24 protein-coding genes and 1 riboswitch are annotated in these 25,545 nt (G+C 72.4%); of the genes, 16 read left to right on the forward strand and 8 right to left on the reverse strand.

The genetic code is table 11. From position 1 onward, the window contains the following. The first annotated feature begins 105 nt into the window (after window positions 1-105). The 5 genes from SACTE_RS23960 to SACTE_RS23980 all read left to right on the forward strand — a co-directional run bounded on the left by SACTE_RS23960 (window position 106) and on the right by SACTE_RS23980 (window position 5,061). A complete protein-coding gene (locus SACTE_RS23960; protein WP_014048598.1) occupies window positions 106-465 on the forward strand; it encodes a YraN family protein in 360 nt (119 codons plus the stop codon). Next, window positions 465-2,087: a YifB family Mg chelatase-like AAA ATPase gene (locus SACTE_RS23965; RefSeq protein ID WP_014048599.1), complete on the forward strand. Its 1,623-nt coding sequence runs from the start codon at window positions 465-467 to the stop codon at window positions 2,085-2,087. The genes SACTE_RS23960 and SACTE_RS23965 overlap by 1 nt, the downstream gene beginning before the upstream one ends. Further along, window positions 2,084-3,325: a DNA-processing protein DprA gene (gene dprA, locus SACTE_RS23970; RefSeq protein ID WP_014048600.1), complete on the forward strand. Its 1,242-nt coding sequence runs from the start codon at window positions 2,084-2,086 to the stop codon at window positions 3,323-3,325. Before SACTE_RS23965 ends, dprA begins: the two co-directional genes overlap by 4 nt. Window positions 3,326-3,574: 249 nt before the next feature. Beyond that, on the forward strand, window positions 3,575-4,411 hold the full coding sequence (gene whiG, locus SACTE_RS23975) for an RNA polymerase sigma factor WhiG (protein WP_014048601.1): 837 nt from the start codon (window positions 3,575-3,577) through the stop codon (window positions 4,409-4,411). 95 nt (window positions 4,412-4,506) lie between these two features. Then, window positions 4,507-5,061 (forward strand): TetR/AcrR family transcriptional regulator, encoded by a 555-nt coding sequence (locus SACTE_RS23980; protein ID WP_019992281.1) that lies wholly within the window; start codon window positions 4,507-4,509, stop codon window positions 5,059-5,061. A 96-nt stretch (window positions 5,062-5,157) separates the two neighbouring features. On the opposite strand, the gene SACTE_RS23985 is transcribed toward SACTE_RS23980, so the two are convergent. Further along, window positions 5,158-6,000 (reverse strand): M23 family metallopeptidase, encoded by an 843-nt coding sequence (locus SACTE_RS23985; RefSeq protein ID WP_014048603.1) that lies wholly within the window; start codon window positions 5,998-6,000, stop codon window positions 5,158-5,160. A 277-nt stretch (window positions 6,001-6,277) separates the two neighbouring features. Here SACTE_RS23985 and rpsB point away from each other — a divergent pair, with 277 nt between their 5' ends. From rpsB to SACTE_RS24010, 5 genes are all read left to right on the forward strand, one after another. Then, window positions 6,278-7,210, forward strand: coding sequence for a 30S ribosomal protein S2 (gene rpsB / locus SACTE_RS23990; protein WP_014048604.1), 933 nt, complete (start codon window positions 6,278-6,280; stop codon window positions 7,208-7,210). Window positions 7,211-7,311: 101 nt separating this feature from the next. After that, window positions 7,312-8,148, forward strand: a complete 837-nt coding sequence (tsf, locus tag SACTE_RS23995) for a translation elongation factor Ts (RefSeq protein WP_014048605.1) — start codon at window positions 7,312-7,314, stop codon at window positions 8,146-8,148. Window positions 8,149-8,305: 157 nt separating this feature from the next. Further along, the gene (gene pyrH, locus SACTE_RS24000; protein WP_014048606.1) at window positions 8,306-9,082 is read left to right on the forward strand and encodes a UMP kinase; all 777 of its coding nucleotides are present in this window, start codon (window positions 8,306-8,308) and stop codon (window positions 9,080-9,082) included. Between the two features lie 115 nt (window positions 9,083-9,197). After that, window positions 9,198-9,755 (forward strand): ribosome recycling factor, encoded by a 558-nt coding sequence (gene frr / locus SACTE_RS24005; protein ID WP_014048607.1) that lies wholly within the window; start codon window positions 9,198-9,200, stop codon window positions 9,753-9,755. Continuing rightward, window positions 9,755-10,843, forward strand: coding sequence for a phosphatidate cytidylyltransferase (locus SACTE_RS24010; protein WP_014048608.1), 1,089 nt, complete (start codon window positions 9,755-9,757; stop codon window positions 10,841-10,843). Before frr ends, SACTE_RS24010 begins: the two co-directional genes overlap by 1 nt. 207 nt (window positions 10,844-11,050) lie before the next feature. Here the strand turns inward: SACTE_RS24010 and SACTE_RS24015 are convergent, their stop codons facing one another. Beyond that, window positions 11,051-11,266, reverse strand: a complete 216-nt coding sequence (locus SACTE_RS24015) for a DUF6243 family protein (RefSeq protein ID WP_014048609.1) — start codon at window positions 11,264-11,266, stop codon at window positions 11,051-11,053. A 360-nt stretch (window positions 11,267-11,626) separates the two neighbouring features. Here SACTE_RS24015 and rlmN point away from each other — a divergent pair, with 360 nt between their 5' ends. The 4 genes from rlmN (at window position 11,627) to SACTE_RS24035 (ending at window position 16,787) form a co-directional block, all read left to right on the forward strand. Further along, window positions 11,627-12,733: a 23S rRNA (adenine(2503)-C(2))-methyltransferase RlmN gene (gene rlmN, locus SACTE_RS24020; protein WP_014048610.1), complete on the forward strand. Its 1,107-nt coding sequence runs from the start codon at window positions 11,627-11,629 to the stop codon at window positions 12,731-12,733. A 78-nt stretch (window positions 12,734-12,811) separates the two neighbouring features. Beyond that, window positions 12,812-12,927: riboswitch (TPP riboswitch) on the forward strand. Between the two features lie 70 nt (window positions 12,928-12,997). After that, window positions 12,998-14,083, forward strand: a complete 1,086-nt coding sequence (locus SACTE_RS24025; RefSeq protein WP_014048611.1) for a thiamine ABC transporter substrate-binding protein — start codon at window positions 12,998-13,000, stop codon at window positions 14,081-14,083. A gap of 56 nt (window positions 14,084-14,139) precedes the next feature. Continuing rightward, window positions 14,140-15,753 (forward strand): iron ABC transporter permease, encoded by a 1,614-nt coding sequence (locus SACTE_RS24030; RefSeq protein WP_019992279.1) that lies wholly within the window; start codon window positions 14,140-14,142, stop codon window positions 15,751-15,753. Window positions 15,754-15,755: 2 nt separating this feature from the next. Beyond that, window positions 15,756-16,787, forward strand: coding sequence for an ABC transporter ATP-binding protein (locus SACTE_RS24035; protein ID WP_014048613.1), 1,032 nt, complete (start codon window positions 15,756-15,758; stop codon window positions 16,785-16,787). On the opposite strand, the gene SACTE_RS24040 is transcribed toward SACTE_RS24035, so the two are convergent. After that, the gene (locus SACTE_RS24040) at window positions 16,778-17,458 is read right to left on the reverse strand and encodes a response regulator transcription factor (protein WP_014048614.1); all 681 of its coding nucleotides are present in this window, start codon (window positions 17,456-17,458) and stop codon (window positions 16,778-16,780) included. The genes SACTE_RS24035 and SACTE_RS24040 overlap by 10 nt on opposite strands. After that, window positions 17,452-18,678: a sensor histidine kinase gene (locus tag SACTE_RS24045; RefSeq protein ID WP_014048615.1), complete on the reverse strand. Its 1,227-nt coding sequence runs from the start codon at window positions 18,676-18,678 to the stop codon at window positions 17,452-17,454. The genes SACTE_RS24040 and SACTE_RS24045 overlap by 7 nt, the downstream gene beginning before the upstream one ends. A 159-nt stretch (window positions 18,679-18,837) precedes the next feature. On the opposite strand from SACTE_RS24045, the gene SACTE_RS24050 reads away from it, so the two are divergent. Further along, window positions 18,838-20,259, forward strand: a complete 1,422-nt coding sequence (locus SACTE_RS24050) for a glycosyltransferase 87 family protein (protein ID WP_014048616.1) — start codon at window positions 18,838-18,840, stop codon at window positions 20,257-20,259. Then, window positions 20,231-21,418, forward strand: coding sequence for a glycosyltransferase family 4 protein (locus SACTE_RS24055; protein WP_014048617.1), 1,188 nt, complete (start codon window positions 20,231-20,233; stop codon window positions 21,416-21,418). Before SACTE_RS24050 ends, SACTE_RS24055 begins: the two co-directional genes overlap by 29 nt. A 58-nt stretch (window positions 21,419-21,476) precedes the next feature. On the opposite strand, the gene SACTE_RS24060 is transcribed toward SACTE_RS24055, so the two are convergent. From SACTE_RS24060 to SACTE_RS24075, 4 genes are all read right to left on the reverse strand, one after another. Next, window positions 21,477-22,640 carry a hypothetical protein gene (locus SACTE_RS24060; RefSeq protein ID WP_014048618.1) on the reverse strand — a complete coding sequence of 388 codons (1,164 nt, stop codon included), beginning with the start codon at window positions 22,638-22,640 and terminating at the stop codon, window positions 21,477-21,479. Beyond that, window positions 22,622-23,359 carry an ATP-binding cassette domain-containing protein gene (locus tag SACTE_RS24065; protein ID WP_014048619.1) on the reverse strand — a complete coding sequence of 246 codons (738 nt, stop codon included), beginning with the start codon at window positions 23,357-23,359 and terminating at the stop codon, window positions 22,622-22,624. Before SACTE_RS24065 ends, SACTE_RS24060 begins: the two co-directional genes overlap by 19 nt. Window positions 23,360-23,563: 204 nt before the next feature. After that, window positions 23,564-24,943 (reverse strand): aspartate aminotransferase family protein, encoded by a 1,380-nt coding sequence (locus tag SACTE_RS24070; RefSeq protein ID WP_026358921.1) that lies wholly within the window; start codon window positions 24,941-24,943, stop codon window positions 23,564-23,566. Continuing rightward, window positions 24,922-25,413 (reverse strand): Lrp/AsnC family transcriptional regulator, encoded by a 492-nt coding sequence (locus SACTE_RS24075; protein ID WP_026358920.1) that lies wholly within the window; start codon window positions 25,411-25,413, stop codon window positions 24,922-24,924. Before SACTE_RS24075 ends, SACTE_RS24070 begins: the two co-directional genes overlap by 22 nt. Between the last annotated feature and the right edge of the window lie 132 nt (window positions 25,414-25,545).

The following is a 25,545-nucleotide window of genomic DNA, read 5'->3' on the forward strand; positions in this document are numbered from 1 at the left end:
GTCACTCGTGCGGGCGGCCGGAGTATCCACATCGACGAGGTTATCCACCAAGATCCACCGGCTTCCGCCGAACGCGGCAGAGTCGGTGCCGGAGGTGGTGCCGGGATGAACGCACGGAGGGCACTCGGGCGGTACGGCGAGGATCTGGCGGCGAGGCTGCTGACCGAAGCCGGGATGGCCGTGGTGGAGCGCAACTGGCGCTGTCGCACGGGAGAGATCGACATCGTCGCCACGGACGGCGACGCGCTGGTCGTCTGCGAGGTGAAGACCCGCAGGTCGGGATCGTTCGAGCATCCGATGCAGGCGCTCACACCGGTCAAGGCCGACCGGCTGCGCAGACTGGCGGAGATCTGGCTCGCGCAGCACGGCGGTCCGCCGCCGGGCGGGGTCAGGATCGATCTGGTCGGCGTGGTCCTGCCCGGACGCGGAGCGCCCGTCACCGAGCATGTGCGGGGCGTGGCCTGATGGGGTTCGCGCGGGCGTGCTCGGTGGCGCTGGTGGGCGTCGAAGGCGTGGTGGTGGAGGTCCAAGCCGATCTGGAGCCTGGCGTGGCGGCGTTCACGCTGGTCGGACTGCCGGACAAGAGCCTGGTGGAGAGCCGCGACCGGGTCAGGGCGGCGGTCGTCAACTCCGGGGCCGAGTGGCCCCAGAAGAAGCTGACGGTGGGGCTGTCACCGGCCTCCGTACCCAAGGGAGGGTCGGGGTTCGACCTCGCCGTGGCGTGCTCGGTGCTCGGTGCCGCCGAGCGGATCGATCCGGCGGCCATCGCCGACGTGGTGATGATCGGGGAGCTGGGCCTGGACGGCCGGGTGCGCCCGGTGCGCGGTGTTCTGCCCGCGGTCCTGGCCGCGGCGGAGGCAGGGTACCGCCAGGTCGTGGTCCCGGAGCAGACCGCAGGAGAGGCCGCGCTGGTGCCGGGCGTCTCGGTCCTCGGCGTCCGGAGTCTGCGTCAGCTGATCGCGGTGCTCGCCGACGAGCCGGTGCCGGACGAGCCCGCCGCCGACCGGAGCCGGCCGGATCCGCTGCAGGCCGGGCTCATGCTGCCGGGCGCGGGTGTCGGAACCGGGCTGGTGGCGGGCGGTGGACGGAGGACGGGGCAGCCGCCCGACCTGGCGGACGTGGCCGGCCAGACCCGGGCCCGCACCGCGCTGGAGGTGGCCGCGGCAGGTGGGCATCATCTGTTCCTCTCCGGCCCGCCGGGGGCGGGGAAGACGATGCTGGCCGAGCGGCTCACCGGAATCCTGCCGCCGCTGTCCCGGCGGGAATCCCTCGAAGTGACGGCGGTGCATTCCGTGGCGGGCATCCTCCCCCCGGGTGAACCGCTGGTCACCAGGGCGCCGTACTGCGCCCCGCACCACTCGGCGACCATGCAGTCGCTGGTCGGCGGGGGCAACGGGCTGCCGCGGCCCGGCGCGGTCTCCCTGGCACACCGTGGAATCCTTTTTCTGGACGAGGCGCCCGAATTCTCCGGGCGCGCGCTGGACGCCCTGCGCCAGCCCCTGGAGTCCGGGCACGTGGTGGTCGCGCGTGCAGCCGGGGTGGTGCGGCTGCCGGCCCGGTTCCTGATGGTGCTGGCCGCCAATCCGTGTCCGTGCGGGCGGCACACCTTGACGGGTGCGGGGTGCGAGTGCCCGCCCTCGGCGGTCCGCCGCTACCAGGCACGGCTCTCCGGGCCCCTGCTGGACCGGGTGGACCTGCGGGTCGAGGTCGAGCCCGTGGGCAGGGCGGACCTGATGGGGGGCGGCGGCCGGGGGGAGTCCTCGGCGGAGGTCGCCGTGCGGGTGCGCGAGGCCAGGGTGCGGGCCGCCGAGCGGCTGGCGGGCACCCCTTGGACCACCAACAGCGAAGTACCCGGCCATGAGCTCCGGACCCGGCTGACCGCGGCCCCGGGCGCGCTGATGGCCGCCGAACGCGACATGGAGCGGGGCCTGCTGACAGCCCGGGGGCTGGACAGGGTGCTGCGCGTGGCGTGGACGCTCGCGGACCTCAGGGCCGCCGACCGTCCGGACGCCTCCGACATCGCGGTGGCTCTGGAGCTGCGTACGGGGATCCACCGGGGAGTGCCACTGAAAGCCGGTGCGTCGTGAACGCCCCACGGAGCGGGGCCGGGGCCGGGACCGGAGCCGGCGGGTCGCGGGCCGGTGCGCCACGGGCCGGTGAGCCCCAGGCCGGGCCCGACCAGGAGCGCCGGGCCCGGGCCGCCCTGACCCGCGTCCTCGAACCCGGGGACGAGCGAGGGGGCCGCTGGCTCCGCGAGTTCGGTGCCGTCGAGCTGATGCGCCGCCTGACCTGCGCGGACGGCCAGGGCCCCACGCTCACGGGCGTGACGGCCCCACGGCTGACGGGCTACCGGTTACGGGCCGCGACGGCCGACCCCGACGGGGACCTCGCGGCGGTGGACGCCGTCGGAGGGCGCTTCGTCTGTCCGGGCGACCGGGAATGGCCCAGCCAGTTGGACGATCTGGGGGACGCGCGGCCCGTCGGACTCTGGGTGCGGGGCATCCCCGACCTCCGCCTCTGGGCCCTGCGTTCGGTCGCGGTGGTCGGCGCCCGGGCCTGCACGCCGTACGGGGCACACATGGCGGCCACCCTCGGCGCGGGGCTGGCGGAGCGCGGCTGGGTGGTGGTCTCGGGTGCCGCCTTCGGGGTGGACGGGGCGGCCCACCGCGGCGCTCTGGGCGCCGGCGGGGCGACCCTGGCCGTCTTGGCCTGCGGGGTGGACGTCGCCTACCCGCGCGGTCACGCGGAGCTGATCGGGCGCATCGTGGGGCAGGGGCTGGTGATCGGCGAGCTGGCGCCCGCGGAACACCCGACCCGCAGCCGGTTCATCCTGCGTAACAGGGTGATCGCCGCGCTCACCCGGGGGACCGTCGTGGTGGAGGCGGAGTACCGCAGCGGTTCGCTGGTGACCGCCCGGAACGCCCAGCGGCTGGGGCGCTGCACCATGGGGGTGCCGGGGCCCGCCACGAGCGGACTCTCCGCCGGGGTGCACGAACTCCTGCGCGGCGAGGGGGTGCTGGTCACCGACGCCTGTGAAGTCGTCGAGCTGGTCGGTGAGATCGGTGATCTCGCCCCGGTCAGGCGAGGCCGCGTGCTGCCACGGGACCTGCTCGGCGCCGCCTGCGCACGTGTCCTGGACGCCCTGCCCCGGAAGGGGGCGATGGCCGGGCGCGACGTGGCCCGTGCCGCAGGGACGTCGACCGACGAAGCACTCGGTCGGTTGTACGAACTCCACTCACTGGGGTTCGTCGAACGTCAGGGCGACGGATGGAGATTGACGCCCGTACCCCCACGTGATGGGGATGTGCGGCGAGGCGGTACTTGACCTGAAGCATTCGGGTGAAAAGGTGATGCCGATGACCTCGGGAGCACCCGGCGGGGCTGCGGGGGCCGGTGTGCGCGGTGACCGTCCCGTCCCCGGCCATGTCCGAAGGTGTGTCTCAGGGGCCGGAATCGCACGGTACGGTGCCCGCTCCTGTGCACACCGCAACACTTCAGTCACGCTACGCTCGCAAGGATCCCGCCCCAGAGACACGTCCCCAGCACCAGACAGCAGAACGGCTCAAGGCACCACATGCCCCAGCACACCTCCGGGTCTGACCGCGCGGCAGTACCACCGGCTGCGCGTGGCACTGTGCGCCCTCCTGCCCCCTCCTCGCTCGACGAGTTGTGGCGTTCCTACAAGTCGACGGGTGACGAGCGGCTGCGGGAGCAGCTGATCCTGCACTACTCGCCCCTGGTGAAGTACGTCGCCGGCCGGGTCAGTGTGGGGCTGCCGTCCAACGTGGAGCAGGCGGACTTCGTCTCCTCCGGGGTCTTCGGACTGATCGACGCCATCGAGAAGTTCGACCTCGAACGCGCCATCAAGTTCGAGACGTACGCGATCACCCGGATCCGTGGGGCGATGATCGACGAACTCCGGGCCCTGGACTGGATCCCCCGGTCCGTGCGTCAGAAGGCACGCAACGTCGAACGCGCCTACGCCACGCTGGAGGCGCAGCTGCGGCGCACCCCGACGGAGGCCGAGGTCGCCGCCGAGATGGGGATCGCCCTGGAGGAACTGCACTCCGTTTTCAGCCAGTTGTCGCTGGCCAACGTGGTGGCGCTGGAGGAGCTGCTGCATGTCGGCGGGGAGGGCGGTGACCGGCTGAGCCTGATGGACACCCTTGAGGACACCGCGGCCGACAACCCGGTCGAGATCGCTGAGGACCGGGAACTCAGACGGATGCTCGCCCGCGCCATCAACACACTCCCGGAGCGCGAGAAGACCGTCGTCACCCTCTACTACTACGAGGGCCTCACCCTCGCCGAGATCGGCAACGTCCTCGGTGTCACCGAGAGCAGGGTCAGCCAGATCCACACCAAGTCGGTGCTCCAGCTCCGGGCGAAGCTGGCCGACGCCGGACGCTGACGGACCGGCTTCGGCCACCCGGTCAGGGACGGGCACCTTCCTCCGGACCCCCGCCGCCGTAGAGTGGTCAGGTGCCCAGGATTCGAGCGGCCTCCGTGGCCGAGCACCGGACCATGCAGCGCGGCGCCCTCCTGGACGCCGCGCGTTCCCTGCTGTCCGAGGGCGGTACGGAAGCGCTGACCTTCCCCGCCCTCGCCGAACGCACGGGACTCGCCAGATCCTCCGTCTACGAGTACTTCCGGTCCCGGGCGGCAGTGGTCGAGGAGCTCTGCGCCGTCGACTTCCCCGTGTGGGCGGCGGAGGTCGAGAACGCCATGGCCGGCGCGGCCACCCCCGAGGGGAAGATCGAGGCCTATGTGCGCCGCCAACTCGACCTGGTCGGGGACCGGCGGCACCGCGCGGTCGTCGCGATCTCCGCGAGCGAACTGGACGCCGGGGCCCGGGAGAAGATCCGGGCCGCGCACGGCGGGTTGATCGCCATGATCGTCGAGGCACTGGGCGACCTCGGCCACACCGAGCCGAGGCTGGCCGCGATGTTGCTCCAGGGCTCGGTGGACGCCGCCGTGCGCCGTATCGAGATGGGTGTCGAGGAGCCCGGCTCGGTCGCCGACACCGCCGTGGCGATGGTCCTGCGCGGCGTGCGGGGCTGACACCGCCCTCCCGGCGGGACCCCGGCCCCGAGCGGAACCCGGTGTCCGCGTCGACCACGCCACTCGCGCCCGCGTCGACCACGCCTCTGGGCCCCGTCATGTCCCTCGCCGCCGTCGTTGCCTTTCGCGCCCGTCGTGCCCGCCGTGCCTTTCGCGCCCGCCGCGTGCGCCGCGTGCTCCGCGGCGGCGCGGCGCCGCACGGCTGGCTCGCGACGGCTGCGGTACGGCCTGCGGTACCGGTACGCCGAACACCGGCAGCAGCCGGGAGGGTCCCCGCAGCAGCAAGGACCGCGGCAGCAGGGACAGCGGATCCAGGTAGGTGTCCTCGCGTCGCAGCCCCCAGTGCAGACAGCGCGCCGTGCAATGGGAGGCCCCCGGCCCGGTCGTACCCACCAGCTGCCCGGCCGTCACCTCGTCGCCCTTCGCTACGTGCGCCCGCACCGGTTCGTACGTGAAGCGCAGCGGTGGGTCGCCGCTGCCCGTCACCTCGACCGCGACGACTCCGCGCCCCGCCACCTGCCCCGCGAACGAGACCCGGCCCGGCGCGGCCGCCCGCACCACGGCGCCCGTCCCGGCGGCGAGGTCGACCCCACGGTGCCCCGGGCCGTACGGGTTCTCGGACGGCTCCCATCCCCGTACGACCCGGGGCCGGCCGGCGAGCGGCCAGGCACGGCCGCCGTCGAAGGCGGCCCCGGACCGGACCGCGCCCCGGGCGGGCGTCCCCCCTGCCGCACCCGCCCGGGGCGCCTGGGCGGCCCGGACGCCCGACGCGGCGGCCGGCCCCGACGCCGGCGGCAGAACCACCAGCAGCAGAACCGCGGCCAGGGCCACCACGCCCGCACGGCGCCCGTGGCCCGCACCCCTCCCGCGCCGGGTCGCAGCCGGTGCGGGAGGCCCCGACCGGCCCGCGCCCGCCGTCACTTCGCGTGTTCGTCGCATGACCCGACGATCCCCCGGCCCGCCCTCCCGTGGGGATCACGGGCCGGATCTGTGGACGACCGGCCGGTTGTGGACATCGCCGTCACCCGGCACCCGGCGGGTCCCGTACACTTCTTCTGGCGATCCGGGTCACCGGGTCGACTTCGCACGCCCCGCCACCTCCCTCTCAGCGGACGGTGGCCGCGCTCCTCGGTCCCTTGTGGCACGGCGCGTAGGGGCGTCAGGCGCGAGCGCAATCCTGCGCTCGCGACAACCGAGTACCTCAAGGAGTACGGCCATGGCCGTCGTCACGATGCGGGAGCTGCTGGAAAGCGGCGTCCACTTCGGTCACCAGACCCGTCGTTGGAACCCGAAGATGAAGCGCTTCATCTTCACGGAGCGCAACGGCATCTACATCATCGACCTGCTCCAGTCGCTGTCGTACATCGACCGCGCCTACGAGTTCGTCAAGGAGACCGTCGCCCACGGCGGCTCCATCATGTTCGTGGGTACCAAGAAGCAGGCCCAGGAGGCCATCGCCGAGCAGGCGACGCGCGTCGGCATGCCGTACGTCAACCAGCGTTGGCTCGGTGGCATGCTCACCAACTTCTCCACCGTCTACAAGCGCCTTCAGCGTCTGAAGGAGCTCGAGCTCATCGACTTCGAGGACGTGGCCGCCTCCGGCCTCACCAAGAAGGAGCTCCTGGTCCTCTCCCGCGAGAAGGCCAAGCTGGAGAAGACCCTCGGTGGTATCCGCGAGATGCAGAAGGTGCCGAGCGCCGTCTGGATCGTCGACACCAAGAAGGAGCACATCGCCGTCGGTGAGGCGCGCAAGCTCCACATCCCGGTCGTCGCGATCCTCGACACCAACTGCGACCCCGACGAGGTCGACTACAAGATTCCGGGCAACGACGACGCGATCCGCTCCGTCACCCTGCTCACCCGCGTGATCGCCGACGCCGTCGCCGAGGGCCTCATCGCCCGTTCCGGTGCCGCCACCGGTGACTCGAAGCCGGGCGAGAAGGCCGCCGGCGAGCCCCTCGCCGAGTGGGAGCGCGACCTGCTCGAGGGCGAGAAGAAGGACGACGCGGAGGTCCAGTCCTCCGTCGAGACCGAGAAGGACGCCGACGCCGACGCGCAGCCGGCCGCCATCGCCGCCGAGCAGGCCGAGGCCCCCGCTGCCGAGGCCCCCGCCGCCGAGGCTCCGGCCGCGGACGCCGAGCAGGCCTGACACCCGTCAGTCACGGCTGAAGACGGCGGGGGCCGGTGCACAGGCACCGCCCCCGCCGTTGACCCGTAGATCTTTCAGACTTCGAGAGAGAACCCAGACTCATGGCGAACTACACCGCCGCCGACGTCAAGAAGCTCCGTGAGCTCACCGGCGCCGGCATGATGGACTGCAAGAAGGCGCTCGACGAGGCCGACGGCAGCGTCGACAAGGCCGTCGAGGCGCTCCGTATCAAGGGCCAGAAGGGCGTCGCCAAGCGCGAAGGCCGTTCCGCCGAGAACGGTGCCGTCGTCTCCCTGATCTCCGACGACAAGACGTCCGGCGTCCTGCTCGAGCTCAAGTGCGAGACGGACTTCGTCGCCAAGGGCGAGAAGTTCCAGACCGTCGCCAACACGCTCGCCGCGCACGTGGCCGCGACCTCCCCGGCCGACCTGGAGGCGCTGCTCGCCTCCGAGATCGAGGCCGGCAAGACCGTCCAGGCGTACGTGGACGAGGCCAACGCCAACCTCGGCGAGAAGATCGTCCTGGACCGCTTCGCGCAGTTCACCGGCGGTTACGTGGCCGCGTACATGCACCGCACGATGCCCGACCTCCCGCCGCAGGTCGGCGTCCTCGTCCAGCTGGACAAGGAGAACGCCGAGGTCGCCAAGGACGTCGCGCAGCACATCGCCGCCTTCGCCCCGAAGTACCTCAGCCGCGACGAGGTCCCGGCCGAGACGGTCGAGAACGAGCGCCGTGTCGCCGAGGCCACCTCGCGTGAGGAGGGCAAGCCCGAGGCCGCCCTCCCGAAGATCGTCGAGGGTCGCGTCAACGGCTTCTTCAAGGACGTCGTCGTCGTCGAGCAGGCCTTCGCCAAGGACAACAAGAAGTCGGTCCAGAAGGTCCTGGACGAGGCCGGAGTCAGCCTGACGCGCTTCGCGCGCATCAAGGTCGGCATCTGAGTCCGTCCGCGAACAACGGCAGACCCGATAGGGTCTGGTGCAGTCGTCGGCCGCACCATGCCGGACGACCGCAGATCTGACGAGGAGGCCATTGCCACTGAGGGACGACAGACCCATCGGCAATGGCCTTCTTCGTATGTGCACGAGGAGAATCTCCATGAACAACGGCGCGGACGCCACCCAGGGTGACCACAAGCGCGACGACGGCAAGGTGTCCGGACGCTTCATGCTGAAGCTGTCCGGCGAGGCGTTCGCCGGTGGCGGAGGTCTGGGCGTCGACCCCGACGTCGTACACGCCATCGCCCGCGAGATCGCCGCGGTCGTACGCGACGGTGCCGAGATCGCGATCGTCATCGGCGGCGGCAACTTCTTCCGCGGCGCCGAGCTCCAGCAGCGCGGGATGGACCGGGCGCGGTCCGACTACATGGGCATGCTCGGCACCGTCATGAACTGCCTGGCGCTCCAGGACTTCCTGGAGAAGGAAGGCATCGACTCACGCGTCCAGACCGCCATCACCATGGGCCAGGTCGCGGAGCCCTACATCCCGCTCCGTGCCGTGCGGCACCTGGAGAAGGGGCGCGTCGTGATCTTCGGCGCCGGCATGGGGATGCCGTACTTCTCCACCGACACCACCGCCGCACAGCGTGCCCTGGAGATCGACGCCGAGGCGCTGCTCATGGGGAAGAACGGGGTGGACGGCGTCTACGACTCCGACCCGCGGACCAACCCCGCGGCGGTGAAGTTCGACGCGCTGGAGTACGGCGAGGTGATCGCCCGCGACCTCAAGGTCGCCGACGCCACCGCCATCACGCTCTGCCGTGACAACGAACTGCCGATCCTCGTCTTCGAGCTGACGGCGGAGGGCAATATCGCCCGCGCGGTCAAGGGTGAGAAGATCGGCACGCTGGTGAGCGACGAGAGCACCCGGGCCTGACGGCCCACAGGATGGACAACGGCCTGCCGGTCGGACACCGTGCAGGTGAGGACGCGACGCAGGATCCGCAGGGCCCGACGATGCCGGGCCCACCCAAGACACGCAGGAGCACGTGGTGATCGAAGAAATCCTCCTCGAGGCCGAGGAGAAGATGGAGAAGGCCGTCGTCGTCGCCAAAGAGGACTTTGCCGCGATCCGCACCGGCCGCGCGCACCCGGCGATGTTCAACAAGATCGTCGCCGACTACTACGGTGCGCTGACCCCGATCAACCAGCTGGCCTCGTTCTCGGTCCCCGAGCCGCGCATGGCCGTGGTGACCCCGTTCGACAAGAGCGCGCTGCGCAACATCGAGCAGGCGATCCGCGACTCCGACCTCGGCGTCAACCCGAGCAACGACGGCAACATCATCCGCGTGACGTTCCCCGAGCTCACGCAGGACCGCCGCAAGGAGTTCATCAAGGTCGCCAAGACCAAGGCCGAGGACTCCAAGATCTCGATCCGCTCCGTCCGCCGCAAGGCCAAGGAGTCGCTGGACAAGCTCGTCAAGGACAAGGAGTCCGGCGAGGACGAGGTCCGCCGTGCGGAGAAGGAGCTCGACGACACCACCGCGAAGTATGTGGCCCAGGTGGACGAGCTGCTGAAGCACAAGGAAGCCGAGCTGCTCGAAGTCTGATGAACGACTCCTCCTGGGGCGCCCCGCGGGGAGCCGGTTACCGGGGCGCGCCCGAGATGGGGGCCGCCCCGGCGGGTCCCGCCCACGATGTGCACGGCGCCCAGCAGACTCGGCCCATGCCCATCGTGCCGGACCTTCCCGACGAAGGTAGAGACACCGACGACCGCGCCGACCGGAACAGGGACGCCGCGCACGTCAGCGGTCCCCTGTTCCGTGACGAGAAGCCGCAGGAGCCCATGTCCACCCCGTCCCCGCCGCCTCCGCCCCAGAAGAAGCGCGCGGGGCGTGACCTGCGCGCGGCCATAGGGGTCGGCGTCGGGCTCGGTGCCGTCGTCATCGGCTCGCTCTTCGTGGTGAAGGCCGTCTTCGTCGGTGTGGTCGTGGTGGCGGTGGTGGTCGGGCTCTGGGAGCTCACCTCCCGCCTCAAGGAGCGCAAGGGCATCGACGCCCCCCTCGTCCCGCTCGCCGTCGGCGGCGCCGCCATGGTGGTCGCCGGCTACGTGCGGGGTGCGGAGGGCGCCTGGATCGCCATGGCGCTCACCGCGCTCGCGGTGCTCGTCTGGCGGATGACACAGCCGCCCGCCGACTACCTCAGGGATGTCACGGCGGGGGTCTTCGCCGTGTTCTACGTGCCATTCCTCGCCACGTTCGTCTCGATGATGCTCACCGCGGACGACGGCGCCTGGCGGGTGCTGACCTTCCTGCTGCTCACGGTGGTCAGCGACACCGGCGCGTACGCGGTGGGCTGGCGCTTCGGCACGCACAAGCTCGCCCCCCGCATCAGCCCCGGCAAGACGCGTGAGGGGCTGGTCGGCGCGCTGGCCTTCGCCATGGTGGCCGGCGCGCTGTGCATGCAGTTCCTGATCGACGACGGCAGCTGGTGGCAGGGGCTGCTGATGGGCCTGGCGGTGGCCGCCAGCGCCACCCTCGGCGACCTGGGCGAGTCCATGATCAAGCGCGACCTCGGCATCAAGGACATGGGCACGCTGCTGCCGGGGCACGGCGGCATCATGGACCGGCTCGACTCGCTGCTGCCCACGGCGCCGATCGTCTGGATCCTGCTCGTGGTCTTCGTCGGAGCCGGCTGACCCGCCGGTCCCGCACCGTCCCGTACGAGGGCCTCCCGCTCCTGGAGCGGGAGGCCCTCGTGGCATGGATCAGCACCCATGACCCGGGACGCGGGGGACCGGCCGAGAGCCGGGCGCAACCCACCGCGTCCGGTACGGCGGCAGGGCCCGGACCGTGTGTCGCGGTCCGGGCCCTGCTCCGTACGGTGCCGCCCCGCGGCGGGCGCGTCAGCCGTGTGCGGCGTCGTCGCCCGCCTGCCCGGCGCCCTCGGCGGTGCCTGCCTTCTCGCGCATCTTGCGTACCAGCTCCGCCTTCTGCTCGGCCGCACCCTGGCGGTCGAGGTTGCGGTGCGGACCGTTGTTCTGCCGTTCGGCGCGGGACAGCCTCTTGCGCTGGCCGCCGCCCATTCCTACGGGGTTGTTGATGTTCTTGCTCACGGTCACGGGTTCTCCCGGTAATGAGGTGAAGTGATCTACGGATTCAGCGGTGGGGGACGGGAGGCGACGTCGAAGGGCGTCGGCAGGGGCCGTCACGCTCTCACTCGCACATCGGCGTCGGGGACGTTACCCGGTTCCGTCGCCCCCGCACACCCGCCGAGGTCGCCGCGGACAGCCGAGCGGCCCCTCCGCCGGCCGTGCGATCGGTCACGGACCGCGCGGCGGCCCTGGACCGTCCTGGGCCGTCGAAGAGGCGCCGACGTCGCCTGATGACGGCCGACGCGCCCGGTTCCCCCCGGTCCCCCGCCCCTTCCGAGCCGACGGAGGTCTCGACGACCTCGGCGTGTCTGTAACACTGGAGGAACCATGCCTAAGCCCGGAGAACTCACTTTCGTCGCGCCCCGCGGAGCCAAGAAGCCCCCGCGCCACCTCGCCGACCTCACGCCCGACGAGCGCAAGGAGGCGGTCGCCGCGATCGGCGAGAAGCCGTTCCGCGCCAAGCAGCTGTCGCAGCACTACTTCGCGCGGTACGCGCACGACCCGGCCGAGTGGACCAACATCCCCGCCGGGTCGCGGGACAGGCTCGCCGAGGCGATGTTCCCCGACCTGATGTCCGTGGTGCGCCACATCAGCTGTGACGACGACACCACCCGCAAGACCCTCTGGAAGCTGCACGACGGGACGCTCGTCGAGTCCGTCCTCATGCGGTACCCGTACCGGGTCACCATGTGCATCTCCTCCCAGGCCGGCTGCGGGATGAACTGCCCGTTCTGCGCGACCGGCCAGGCCGGCCTCGACCGCAACCTGTCCACCGCGGAGATCGTCCACCAGATCGTGGACGGCATGCGGGCCCTGCGCGACGGAGAGGTCCCCGGCGGACCGGCGCGGCTGTCCAACATCGTCTTCATGGGCATGGGCGAACCGCTGGCCAACTACAAGCGGGTCGTCGGGGCCATCCGCCGGCTGACCGACCCCGAGCCGGACGGGCTCGGGCTCTCGCAGCGCGGCATCACGGTCTCCACGGTGGGCCTGGTCCCGGCCATGCTGCGCTTCGCCGACGAGGGGTTCAAGTGCCGCCTCGCCGTCTCGCTGCACGCCCCGGACGACGAGCTGCGCGACACCCTCGTCCCCGTGAACACACGCTGGAAGGTCCGGGAGGTCCTGGACGCGGCGTGGGAGTACGCGGAGAAGTCCGGCCGGCGGATCTCCATCGAGTACGCGCTGATCCGCGACATCAACGACCAGGCCTGGCGGGGCGATCTGCTGGGCCGGCTGCTCAAGGGTAAGCGGGTGCACGTCAACCTCATCCCGCTGAACCCCACGCCCGGCTCCAAGTGGACCGCGTCGCGGCCCGAGGACGAGAAGGCGTTCGTCGAGGCGATCGCGGCCCACGGCGTGCCGGTGACGGTCCGGGACACCCGCGGCCAGGAGATCGACGGCGCCTGCGGACAGCTGGCGGCAGCCGAGCGCTGACAAGGGCGGACCGGGGCGAAGCGATCCGGCCAACGAGACGCGTTCCGGCCGGTGTAGCCTGGCCGGGAAATCAACTTCATATTCCGACAGGGGAGCGCCACAGCGCTGAGAGTGCGGCACCAGGACAGGTCGTCCGCAGACCCTCTGAACCTCGCCCGGGTCATTCCGGGTAGGAAGTTCGGACCTTACTCAAGCTGTTGCGCCCTGCCCGCTCACCGAGCGGGCAGGGCCGCGTCTCTTCCTGGTCATCCCAGGAGGAATCACATGAACACCACCACCAAGTGCGCGGCGACGGCACTCGCCGCCGCGCTCGGCGTCACCGTGCTGGCGGGCTGCGGCGACGACTCCGGCTCCACCGGTGCCGGCGGCTCCAAGACCGTCACCCTGGTGAGCCACGACTCCTTCGACGCCTCGGACGCCGTCCTCAAGGCGTTCACGAAGGAGACCGGCTACACGGTCAAGGTGCTCAAGAGCGGTGACGCGGGCGCCGCCCTGAACCAGGAGATCCTGACCAAGGGATCCCCGCGCGGCGACGTCTTCTTCGGCGTCGACAACACCCTGCTCTCCCGCGCCCTGGACAACGGGCTGTTCACGCCGTACGAGGCCAAGGGCCTCGACCGCGTCGCCGCCGACGTCCAGCTGGACGCGGACAAGCACCGGGTCACCCCGGTCGACACCGGCGACATCTGCGTCAACTACGACAAGAAGTACTTCGCCGACAAGAAGCTCGACCCGCCGACGTCCTTCGACGACCTGCTGAAGCCGGCCTACAAGAACCTGCTCGTCACCGAGAACGCGGCGACCTCCTCGCCCGGCCTCGGCTTCCTCCTCGGCACCGTCGCCGCGCACGGCGACAGCGGCTACCAGGACTACTGGAAGAAGCTGAAGGCCAACGGCGTCAAGGTCGTCGACGGCTGGGAGCAGGCGTACAACGAGGAGTTCTCCGGCTCCGCGGGTGGGAAGAAGGCGGGCGGCGACCGGCCGCTCGTCGTCTCGTACGCCTCCAGCCCGCCCGTCGAGGTGCTGTACGCCGACCCGCAGCCCACCGAGGCGCCCACCGGTGTCGCCACCGGCACCTGCTTCCGCCAGATCGAGTTCGCCGGGCTGCTCGACGGCGCCGGGAACGAGGCGGGCGGCAAGGCGCTGCTGGACTTCCTGATCGGCAAGCGGTTCCAGGAGGACATGCCGCTGAAGATGTTCGTCAACCCGGTCGTGAAGGACGCGAAGCTGCCCGAGCTCTTCACGAAGTTCGGCGCCGAGTCCGAGAAGCCCGCGACGGTGGCCCCGGACAAGATCGCCGAGAACCGTGAGCAGTGGGTCCGGTCATGGTCCTCGATCGTCGTGAAGTAGCCACGCCCGCCGCACGGCGGGGCGGGCGGAGGGGCGGCGCGGTCCGGCTCGGCCTGATGGCCGTGCCCGTGGCCTTCTTCGCGCTGTTCTTCGCCTACCCCGTCGCGGCCATCGTCGGCCGCGGCCTGAAGGCGGACGGCGTCTGGCAGTTCGGCCGGATCGGTGAGGTGCTGAGCCGGCCGGACCTCCAGGACGTCCTGTGGTTCACCACGTGGCAGGCGCTCGCCTCGACCGCGCTGACCCTGCTGATCGCGCTGCCGGGCGCCTACGTCTTCGCCCGCTTCGACTTCCCCGGCAAGCAACTGCTGCGAGCCGTCGTCACCGTGCCCTTCGTCCTGCCCACGGTCGTCGTCGGGACGGCGTTCCTGGCGCTGCTGGGCCGCGGGGGACTGCTCGACGACCTGTGGGGTGTCCGGCTGGACACCACGGTGTGGGCGATCCTGCTCGCGCACGTGTTCTTCAACTACGCGCTCGTCGTACGGACCGTCGGCGGCCTCTGGGCGCAGCTCGACCCGCGCCAGGAGGAGGCCGCCCGGGTGCTCGGCGCCGGCCGCCTGGCCGCCTGGCGGAGGGTGACCCTGCCCGCGCTCGCCCCGGCGGTGGCGGCCGCGGCCCTGATGGTCTTCCTCTTCACGTTCACCTCCTTCGGCGTCGTCCAGATCCTGGGCGGCCCCTCCTACTCCACGCTCGAGGTGGAGATCTACCGGCAGACCGCCCAGCTGCTCGACCTGCCGACGGCCGCCGTGCTGACGCTGGTCCAGTTCGCCGCGGTCGGCGCGATCCTCGCCCTACACGCCTGGACCATACGGCGGCGGGAGACGGCGCTGCGGCTGGTCGATCCCTCGCAGACCTCCCGGCGGCCGCGCGGCGCCGGGCAGCGGGCCCTGCTCGGCGGGGTCCTGCTGACCGTCGCGCTGCTGGTCGTCCTGCCGCTCGGCGTCCTGGTGGAACGCTCCCTGGACACCTCCGGCGGGTACGGCCTCGGCTTCTACCGGGCCCTGCAGTCCGCCGACGCGGGCGGGTCCACCTTCCTGGTGCCGCCGCTGGAGGCCATCTGGAACTCGCTGCGGTACGCGCTGGCCGCGACCGCCATCGCCCTGGTGATCGGCGGACTGGCCGCCGCCGCCCTCACCCGGCGGGCCGGCCGGCTGGTGCGCGGGTTCGACGCGCTGCTGATGCTGCCGCTCGGGGTGTCCGCGGTGACCGTCGGCTTCGGTTTCCTCATCACGCTCGACAAGCCCCCGCTGGACCTGCGGACGAGCTGGATCCTCGTACCGCTCGCCCAGGCGCTGGTCGGCGTCCCCTTCGTCGTACGGACCATGCTGCCGGTGCTGCGCGCCGTGGACGAACGGCTGCGGGAGGCAGCCGCCGTGCTCGGGGCGTCGCCGCTGCGCGCCTGGCGCGAGGTGGACCTGCCGCTGGTGCGTCGGGCGCTGCTGGTCGCGGCGGGCTTCGCGTTCGCCGTCTCGCTGGGCGAGTTCGGCGCGACCGTGTTCATCGCGCGGCCCGACAACCCCACGCTCCCGGTCGCGGTGGCGCGGCTGCTCGGGCGGTCCGGGGAGCTCAACTACGGCCAGGCGATGGCCCTCAGCACGATCCTGATGCTCGTCTGCGCGGTGTCGCTGCTGCTGCTCGAACGAATCCGCACCGACCGATCCGGGGAGTTCTGAGAATGCTGGCACTGGAGTCGGCCACCGTCAGGTTCGGGAAGCGGACCGCGCTGGACGCCGTCGACCTGGAGGTCGCCGACCACGAGATCGTCTGCGTTCTGGGCCCCAGCGGCAGCGGCAAGTCCACGCTGCTGCGCGCCGTCGCCGGACTCCGGCCGCTGGACGGCGGGCGGGTGCTCCTGGACGGTGCGGACCAGGCCGCCGTGCCCGTGCACCGGCGCGGGGTCGGGCTGATGTTCCAGGACCACCAGCTCTTCCCGCACCAGGACGTCGCCGCCAACGTCGCCTTCGGGCTGAGGATGCACGGTGTCCCGCGCGCCGAACGGGAGAGCCGGGCCGCGGAACTCCTCGACCTGGTCGGCCTGCCCGGCGCCGGACGTCGTGCCGTGGCCGCGCTCTCCGGCGGCGAGCAGCAGCGTGTCGCCCTCGCCCGTGCCCTGGCCCCACGGCCCAAGCTCCTGATGCTGGACGAGCCGCTCGGACAGCTCGACCGGAGCCTGCGCGAACGCCTCGTCGTCGAACTGCGCTCCCTGTTCGGACGGCTGGGTACGACGGTGCTCGCCGTCACCCACGACCAGGGCGAGGCCTTCGCGCTCGCCGACCGGGTGGTGGTCATGCGGGACGGCGCGATCACCCAGAGCGGCACCCCGCTGGACGTCTGGCAGCGACCCGCCTCCGCCTTCGTCGCCCGGTTCCTCGGCTTCGACAACGTGGTGGAGGCGACGGTCACGGGGTCCCTCGCGGACACCGTCTGGGGCAAGGTGCCGGTGCCGGACGGCTCGCCCGAGGGCCGGTGCGACCTGCTGGTCAGGCCCGCCGGCGTACGGATCGGCGCCCCGGACGGAGGACTGCGCTGCACCGTCGGCGCACGCACCTTCCGCGGCCACCACGTCACCGTGCTCCTGAACCCGGCCGACGGGCCCGCGCTGGAAGCCGTCTGCACCCTGCGCGACACACCCCACGAAGGGGCGGTGGTCGGCGTGGAGTTCGACCCGGCGGAGACCGTCGTCCTGTCCCCGGCCGCTCAGCCCTGACCACCGCGCCCCGGGGCTCCCGCGACGACGAGCCCCAGCTCGTAGGCGAGGATCACCGCCTGCGCCCTGTCCCGGAGACCCATCTTCGCGAACAGCCGGTTGATGTGCGTCTTCACCGTGTGGTCCGTGATGGACAGACGGGCGGCTATGTCCGCGTTCGACAGGCCCCGCGCTATGAGGACGAGGACCTCCACCTCGCGGGCGGTGAGGCCGTCGACGCTGCGGTCCGGAGGACAGCTGATCCGCTGCCGGGCGAACTCGCCGATGAGCCGCTGGGTGATCTCGGGGGCCAGCAGGGCGTGGCCGCGCGCCACCACCCGTACGCCGTGCAGCAGTTCCGGGAAGGTGGCGTCCTTGAGCAGGAAACCGCTCGCCCCCGCCGCCAGCGCCTCGTACACGTAGGCGTCGAGCCCGAACGTCGTCAGCATCAGCGCCCTGGTCGCTCCGCCCGAGGCCGCCACGATCTCGCGTGCGGCCTCGATGCCGTTCATCCCCGGCATCCTGATGTCCAGCAGCACCAGATCCGGGCGGAGCTCGGCGGCGAGGCGGACGGCCCCGGTCCCGTCCTCGGCCTCCGCGACCACCTCGATGTCCTGCTGGGTGTTGAGCAGGGCGACGAAACCCGTCCGGACGACCGCCTGGTCGTCGGCCACGAGCACTCTGATCACCACGGGAGCTCCGCCTCCACCAGGAAGCCGCCGGCCGGCCCCGGGCCGGCGGTGACGCGGCCTCCCAGCAGCGCCGCCCGCTCGCGCATGCCGATGAGACCGTGGCCACGACCGTCCGGTACGCCGCACGGGCCCGGGCCGTCGTCACCGACACGGATCGCCAGCAGACCGGGCCGGTAGGCGATCTCCACCGTGGTGTGCGCGCCCGGGGCATGCCGACGCGCGTTCGTCAGCGCTTCCTGCACGATGCGGTACGCGGACAGCTCCCAGGACGCCGGAAGCGGTGTCCGCTCGCCCACGACGCGCAGGTCGACCGAGCCGCCCACGGCACGGTGCTGGTCGACGAGGTCACCCAGCCCGGCCAGCGACGGCTGAGGCGCCGTCGGCACGACGCCCTCGGTGCCCGTCCGCAGCACCCCGAGCAGCCGCCGCAACTCCTTCATCGAGGAGCGGGCCGTCCCCGCGATCTGCTGGAAGGCGTCCCGCGCCGGCTCCGAGAGGTCAGGCGTGGTGTACGTGGCGCTCTCGGCCTGGACCGCGATCATCGACACCGAGTGCGCGATCATGTCGTGCAGCTCGCGGGCGATGGCGGCCCGCTCCGCCTCGGCCGCCTGGCGCCGCTCCACGGCCAGCAGCCTGGACTGCGCGGCCGCCCGCTCGTGCCGGGTCTCCTCCCGGGCCCGCACCGCGTCGCCCATGCTGACCGAGCCGAGGAACATCACGGTCAGCACCAGCGTCTCCGCGTACAGCCCGAGGCTGAACCGGTCGCCGCCCTGGAGCACGGGCAGCCCGGGCGAACCGTCGCGCGTCCAGCGGTCGATGTGGACGAGGTTCACCATGAGGGAGGCCAGCGCCGCGCACGTCACCAGCAACGCCGGGTGCTGCACCCGGTGGCGGCCCAGCGCGTAACTCCCCAGCAGCGCGCCGGCGATCGTGGCGTACGCCAGATTGCCGTCCGTCGCGAAGCTGAGCAGGGCCGCGCCGACCGTCAGGAACCCGACGGCCGGATGGGAGCGCCGCCACATGGTGGAGAGCGTGCACAGCAGGACCCCGAATACCGTGACCGGCGATCCCGGTACGACGGCCAGTTCCCCGAGCGCGAACGCCGTCAGCACGGCGCCCGTCACCCAGGGATAGGCGGGCGTCGCGGCCCACCGGCGCAACCGCTGCCGCAGCACGTGCGGCGCCGGGCCGCGGCCGCGCTCGGTGGCCGTGTCGCTCATGAGGTCGTCCTGTCCATGGGCCGATTCTTGGGCAACGGGCCCCGGCCGCGCATCGGAGTACGGGTTGAGATTCTCCGGACGTCTCATGCCACGGGTCGAGGGACAGGACCGGATTCCGGTGTGACGCCCCGTCACCAGGGCTTTTCTACTGTCGGCCGCATGGACGGAACAGCGGCTCTCCCGGGGGCGGGCAAGGGATCGGACAAGGGACCGGAAAAGGGGTCGGGCGAGGAAAAGGACAAGGAGGCGGGCACCACCCCAGCCTGGATACCGGCCCGGCTCCCGGCCCGGATACGGGCCCTGAACGGCCGGTGGCGCCGGATACGGGCCGTGGGCGCATCCCGGTACCGCCCACGAACCCTGAGCGGCCGGTGGTGGTGGGCGGCCTGCGCGCTCGCCGCCCTCGCCACGGCCGCGCTCTCCACCCGTGGACCCCGACGGGTGTGGGGGGCCGTCGCGGCGGCCGGTTACGCGGCCGCCGCCTGGCTGTCCCCGAGCCGCCCCACCGACCGCGGCCCCGCCGACTACGGCCCCGCCGCGAGCCGGGGCCGCCGGGCCGCCGCCGTGGCCGCCTCCGGCGCGGCCCTGCTGCCCCTGCTGATCCTCCTCGCCGCGGGCCGCGCCCAGCTGGAGGTCGAGGTCGTCGCCCGGTCCGCGAGCCTGCTGCTCGCCACCGGAAGCCCCTACGTCCCGCACCCCGAGGCCCTCGCCGACTTCGACCCGTACCTGCCCGGCATGGCGGTCTTCGGGATCCCGGAGGCCCTCTTCGGCGCGGGCCCGCTGACCGATCCCCGGGTGTGGACGGGTGCCGCCTTCCTCGCCGCTCTCGCCGCGTGCGGGCGCGGACTTCCGCCCTTGTGGACCGCCGCGTGCCCGCTCGTCGCCCTCCCGCTCGCCGTCGGCGGTGTCGATCTGCCCGTCGTCGCGCTGATGTGCCTCGGGCTGACCCTGGCCGGCCGGGGGAGGGCCGGTGGCGCGGGGCTGGTGCTCGGGCTGGCCGCCGCCCTCAAATGGACGGCCTGGCCCGCTCTCCCGGTCTGCCTGGTGCTGCTGAGGACCCGGAGCCGCCGGGACGGGGACCAGGGCAGCCGGCCGGTCCTGCGGTGCGCCGTGACCGGGGCGGTGACGGTGGCCGTCCTGGTCCTCCCGGTCGTCGTCCGCGACCCGGCGGCCTTCCTGACCCATGTCGTCGCCTTCCCGCTCGGGCTCACCGACACCGTCTCCACGGCGGCGAGCCCCCTCCCGGGGCACCTGCTCGCCACCCGGGCACCCGGCGGACGGGCGGCGGCGGTGCTCCTGCTGGCCGTGAGCGCCTTGCTGATGGCCGTGTCGCTCGTCGTACGGCCGCCGGGGACCGTGGCCGCCGCCGCCTCGCGGCTCGCGCTCGGACTCCTGCTGGCCCTCTCGCTCATGCCCGCCAGCCGGTTCGGCTACCTCGTCCACCCGCTGGTCCTCGCCGTCCTGGCGTCGCACCGCACACCCCTCCCGCCGGAAGCCTCCGTGGAGGGCGCGACCTCCGGGGTGCCGGCGCCCTCCCGAGAAAGGGCCCCCGATGCCCCGCACGCTCGTCGTCACCAATGACTTCCCGCCGCGCCAGGGCGGCATCGAGACCTTCGTCCACGCGATGACCAGCCGCTTCCCCGCCGACCGCGTCGTCGTCTACACCTCCTCGGAACCCGGGGCCGCCGCCCACGACGCGGCCCTCGGGTATCCCGTCGTACGCGACCGCGCGCGGACCCTGCTGCCGACGGCACGGGTCGCCGACCGCGCGGCGGCCCTCGCCCGTCGGTACGGCTGCGACAGCGTCTGGTTCGGAGCGGCGGCACCGCTCGCCCTGATGGCGGGCCGGCTGCGCCGGGAGGCCGGGATACGGCGGATCGTCGCCACCACGCACGGCCACGAGGTCTGGTGGGCCCGGACCCCCGGTACGCGGGCGCTCCTGCGCCGGATCGGGGAGCGCACCGACACGGTCACCTACCTCGGCGCGGCCACCCGCGCCCCCGTCGCCGCCGCCCTCGGACCGGACGCCGCCCGCCGAATGGCGCGCCTCGTGCCGGGCGTGGACAGCGAGGTCTTCCGGACTCCGGCGCCCGGCGGGCGCGAAGCCCCCGGCAGCGTACGGGCGACCCACGGGCTGCGCGGCCGGCCGGTGATCCTCTGCGCGGCCCGGCTCGTCCCGCGCAAGGGCCAGGACACGCTGATCCGTGCGCTGCCGCTCGTGCGCGACGCCGTCCCGGACGCCGTGCTCCTGCTGGCCGGGGACGGACCGTACGGGCGCTCCCTGCGACGGCTGGCCCGATCCACGGGCTGCGAGGACGCCGTGGTCCTGGCGGGCGGCCGGCCGCACACGGCGATGCCCGCGTACTTCGCGGCCGCCGACGTCTTCGCGATGCCGTGCCGGACCAGGCGCCGCGGTCTGGAGGTCGAGGGGCTCGGCATCGTCTTCCTGGAGGCCGCGGCGGCCGGACTGCCCGTCGTGGCCGGTGACTCGGGCGGCGCCCCCGACGCCGTGCGCGACGGCGAGAGCGGCCATGTCGTGGACGGCCGCGACGTGGGCGCCGTCGCAGCCCGCCTCGTCGAGCTGCTGGGGGACCCGGCGTGTGCGGCGGCCATGGGGGAGAAGGGCCGGGCCTGGGTCCAGGAGGAATGGACCTGGGAGACGACGTACGGCAGGCTGGCGGCGCTGCTGGACGCCGGACGGGGGCGCCCGGACCGGGAGGGGAGCCGGCGCCGGGGCTGACCCCGCCGCCCCGGGGCGGGTCGGATCCCGGGGCGCGCACGGACGCGCGGCCCGGCCGTCAGCCCGACAGCGGCAGCGCGGCCAGCTCCGCGACCACCCACGTCAGCAGGGCGAACACGGCCAGCAGTACGCCCGCGCGCAGCGCCGTCGCGGCGCGCAGGGCGGCAGGCGGGGCGCCGAGCCGCAGCACGGCCTCGGTGGTACGGATCCGGGCCTGCCTGGCCTCCAGGGCGGAGGTCAGCAGGGTGGCCGTCGTACAGCCCAGGACCAGGACCGCGCCGAGCGCCGTGAGCGGGCCGAAGGGGCGCGGCTCACCGGTGTACAGCACCGACGCGGCGATCACACCGGACAACACCGCGCAGACGACGCCGAGCGGACGGCCGATGCGGCGCGCCTCACCCATCAGGACCCGCCCCGCCAGCAGCCGTACGGCCCCCGGGCGCACCGCCTGGATGAGCTTGCCGCACAGGTAGGTCAGGCCCGGACCCGCCATGGCCAGGCCGATCGCGGTGAGGGTCCAGCCCACCAGCACGCTCGCCGGGGTGGAGTCCAGCTTCCCGGGCAGCGGGAGCGGATTGCCCGCCGAGCCCCGGCTCGCGTACGCCTCCACCGCGAGGCCGGCCGCCGTGAGGGCCACGCCCCACGGAAGCCCCGTCGGAGCGGGAGCCGGGGCGAGCCGTTCCTCCGCCTCCGGTGCCCCCGACGGGGCGGAGGGCCGCGTCCGCAGCGCCAGCCCGCTGGCGGCCGCCGACACCAGCGGTACGAGAGCGAGCAGCGTCAGAGCCGCAGCCAGTGGCAACGGGGCCCCGGCGCCCAGGAATTCGGCCGCCCCGCCGTCGAACGGCAGCCCGGTCAGGTCGCCCCGCAGATGGAGGAAGAAGAGCAGTGCCACCACCGAACCCAGCGTGGTGGACACCGCCGTGGAGACGGCCGCCAGCGCGCCCAGCCGGGCAGGGCCCACCCCGGCCGCGAAGAGCCCGGGGCGCGGCCGGGTGCTCGGGTCGGTGCGCGCGACCGCGACCGCCAACTGGACGGTCGCGGCCAGGGGGACGGCACACCACAGCAGCCGCAGCACCGAACTCGACGCGTGCGCCGGGTGGCCCGAGGCATACCCGAGGGTGCACAGGAGGAGGAAGCCCACCCCGGCCGACGCGGCGGCGAGCAGCAGCCGCCGCACCAGGACCAGGGGGTGCGAACCACGGGTCAGACGGAGAGCGAGCACGCCGAGGCGCCTTCCGTATCGGGCGCGGCGGGCAGGGCGACGGTGTTCACGCGCCGGCCGTCCAGCAGGCAGACCGTGCGGTCGGCGAGGGCGGCGACCTCCGCGTCATGGGTGGCGAGCACGACGGTGATGCCGTGGGAGCGGGCCGCCGTGGTCAGCGTCCGCAGCAGCTGGGAGCGTTCGGCCCGGTGCAGCGTCGCGGTCGGCTCGTCGGCGAAGATCACGGCGGGGGAGGCGGCCAGCGCGCGGGCCACCGAGATCCGCTGGCGCTGCGACTGGAGCAGGGAGTGCGGCCGCTTCTTGGCGAGCGGGCCGATGTCCAGCCGGTCCAGCCACTCGGTCGCTGCCTTCTTGGCCGCCCGGTGCGAGACGCCCCGCAGCAGCAGCGGGAGCGCCGCGTTCTCCCAGGTGGTGAGCTCCGGTACCAGCTCCGGCTCGGCGCCGATCCAGCCGAACCGGTCGCGGCGCAGCTGTTCGCGCAGCCGGGGGCCCATGGTGTGCACGGGGACACTGTTGAACCAGACCTCCCCCTCCTGCGGCACCAACTGCCCCGAGAGGCAGTGCAGCAGCGTCGACTTGCCGCTGCCGCGCGGGCCGGTCACGGCGAGGACCTCGCCGTCGCGGACACCGAGGGAGACACCGCCGAGCCCCGGAGAACCGTTGTGGGAGTGGTGCAGGGAACGGGCCCAGATCACGTCGTTGTCGGGCGGGACCACCATGGCGTACACCTCGGTTCGGATCAGATTTCCCATCCCCCGTTCGGGGGAACGAAGACATGGCCGATCGGTCACTCGGCACGCTAGGCAGCCGGGCCGGGGTGACGGGACAGCACGCGGCCCGGACGCCTCCCTTCTCACTCGAACGGGTGAGGCCCGGACCTTTGTGGACCGTAGGGTACGGCGCGGGCGGCGCCCGCGACGGGATCAGAGTTTCGCCCAGGCCTCCGTCAGGACGCCCCGCAGGATGCCCTCGATCTCCTCGAACGTCGACCGGTCCGAGATCAGCGGCGGCGCGAGCTGGACGACCGGGTCACCGCGGTCGTCGGCCCGGCAGTACAGGCCGTTGTCGTACAGCGCCTTGGAGAGGAAGCCGTACAGGACGCGCTCGGTCTCCTCGGCGTCGAACGTCTCCTTGGTCGTCTTGTCCTTCACCAGCTCGATGCCGTAGAAGAAGCCGTTGCCGCGGACGTCTCCGACGATCGGCAGGTCGTGGAGCTTCTGCAGCGTGGTGAGGAACGCGTTCTCGTTGTCCAGGACATGCTGGTTGAGACCCTCGCGCTCGAAGATGTCGAGGTTGGCCAGGGCGACCGCGGCGGAGACCGGGTGCCCGCCGAAGGTGTAGCCGTGCAGGAAGGTGTTGTCGCCCTGGTAGAAGGGCTCCGCCAGCCGGTCGGAGACGACGCAGGCCCCGATGGGGGAGTACCCCGAGGTCATGCCCTTGGCGCAGGTGATCATGTCCGGTACGTAGTCGAACTTGTCGCAGGCGAACATGGTGCCCAGCCGGCCGAAGGCGCAGATGACCTCGTCGGACACGAGCAGGACGTCGTGCCGGTCGCAGATCTCGCGCACCCGCCGGAAGTAGCCGGGCGGCGGCGGGAAGCAGCCTCCGGCGTTCTGCACGGGCTCCAGGAAGACCGCGGCGACGGTGTCCGGGCCCTCGAAGAGGATCTGCTGCTCGATCTGGTCGGCGGCCCAGCGGCCGAAGGCCTCCGGGTCGTCGCCGAAGAGCGGAGCGCGGTAGATGTTGGTGTTCGCCACCTTGTGCGCCCCCGGGACCAGCGGCTCGAACGGGGCCTTGAGGGCGGGCAGTCCGGTGATCGACAGGGCACCCTGCGGCGTGCCGTGGTAGGCCACGGCACGGGAGATGACCTTGTACTTGGTCGGCTTGCCGGTGAGCTTGAAGTACTGCTTGGCCAGCTTCCAGGCGGTTTCCACGGCCTCGCCGCCGCCGGTGGTGAAGAAGACCTTGTCGAGGTCGCCCGGAGCGTGGTGCGCGAGCCGCTCGGCGAGCTCGACGGCCTTGGGGTGGGCGTAGGACCACACCGGGAAGAAGGCCAGCTCCTGCGCCTGCCTGGACGCCGTCTCCGCCAGCTCGCGGCGGCCGTGCCCGGCGTTGACCACGAACAGGCCGGAGAGGCCGTCGAGATAGCGCTTGCCGCGGTCGTCGTAGATGTAGGTGCCCTCGCCACGCACGATGGTGGGCACGGGAGCGTTCGCGTAGTCCGACATGCGGGTGAAGTGCATCCACAGGTGGTCGTACGCGGTTCGGCTGAGGTCCTTGCTCACGGCTGTCGGGTTCCCCACATGTAGGTCTGCTTCTTGAGCTTGAGGTAGACGAAGCTTTCGGTGGAGCGCACGCCGGGGACGGCCCGGATGCGTCGGTTGATCGTCTCCAGCAGGTGGTCGTCGTCCTCGCAGACGATCTCCACCATCAGGTCGAAGGAGCCCGCGGTCATCACCACGTACTCGCATTCGCTCATGGCGGTCAGGGCTTCGGCCACCGGGTCGAGGTCGCCGTCGACGTTGATGCCGACCATCGCCTGACGCATCAGCCCCACGGTGAGCGGGTCCGTGACGGCCACGATCTGCATCACGCCCTGGTCGAGGAGCTTCTGCACGCGCTGGCGTACGGCCGCCTCGGAGAGGCCCACGGCCTTGCCGATCGCGGCGTACGGACGGCGCCCGTCCTCCTGGAGCTGTTCGATGATCGCGAGGGAGACGGCGTCGACCGGTGACAACGGTCCGCTCCGGGAGTCTGTGTTACGGCTGGCCACAGACCCACTCTGCACCGCTCCTCGTCTGCCTGGCAAGCACAAACCGATGAAATCCGTTGTCCCGGAGTCCGGATCGCACTGAATCCGTAGGTGTCGGCAGGTGGCTATGTCGAAAGCGTCGCCGCACCGTCT

The sequence above is a fragment of the Streptomyces sp. SirexAA-E genome (assembly GCF_000177195.2).
GTDB classification, from domain to species: Bacteria; Actinomycetota; Actinomycetes; order Streptomycetales; family Streptomycetaceae; genus Streptomyces; species Streptomyces flavovirens.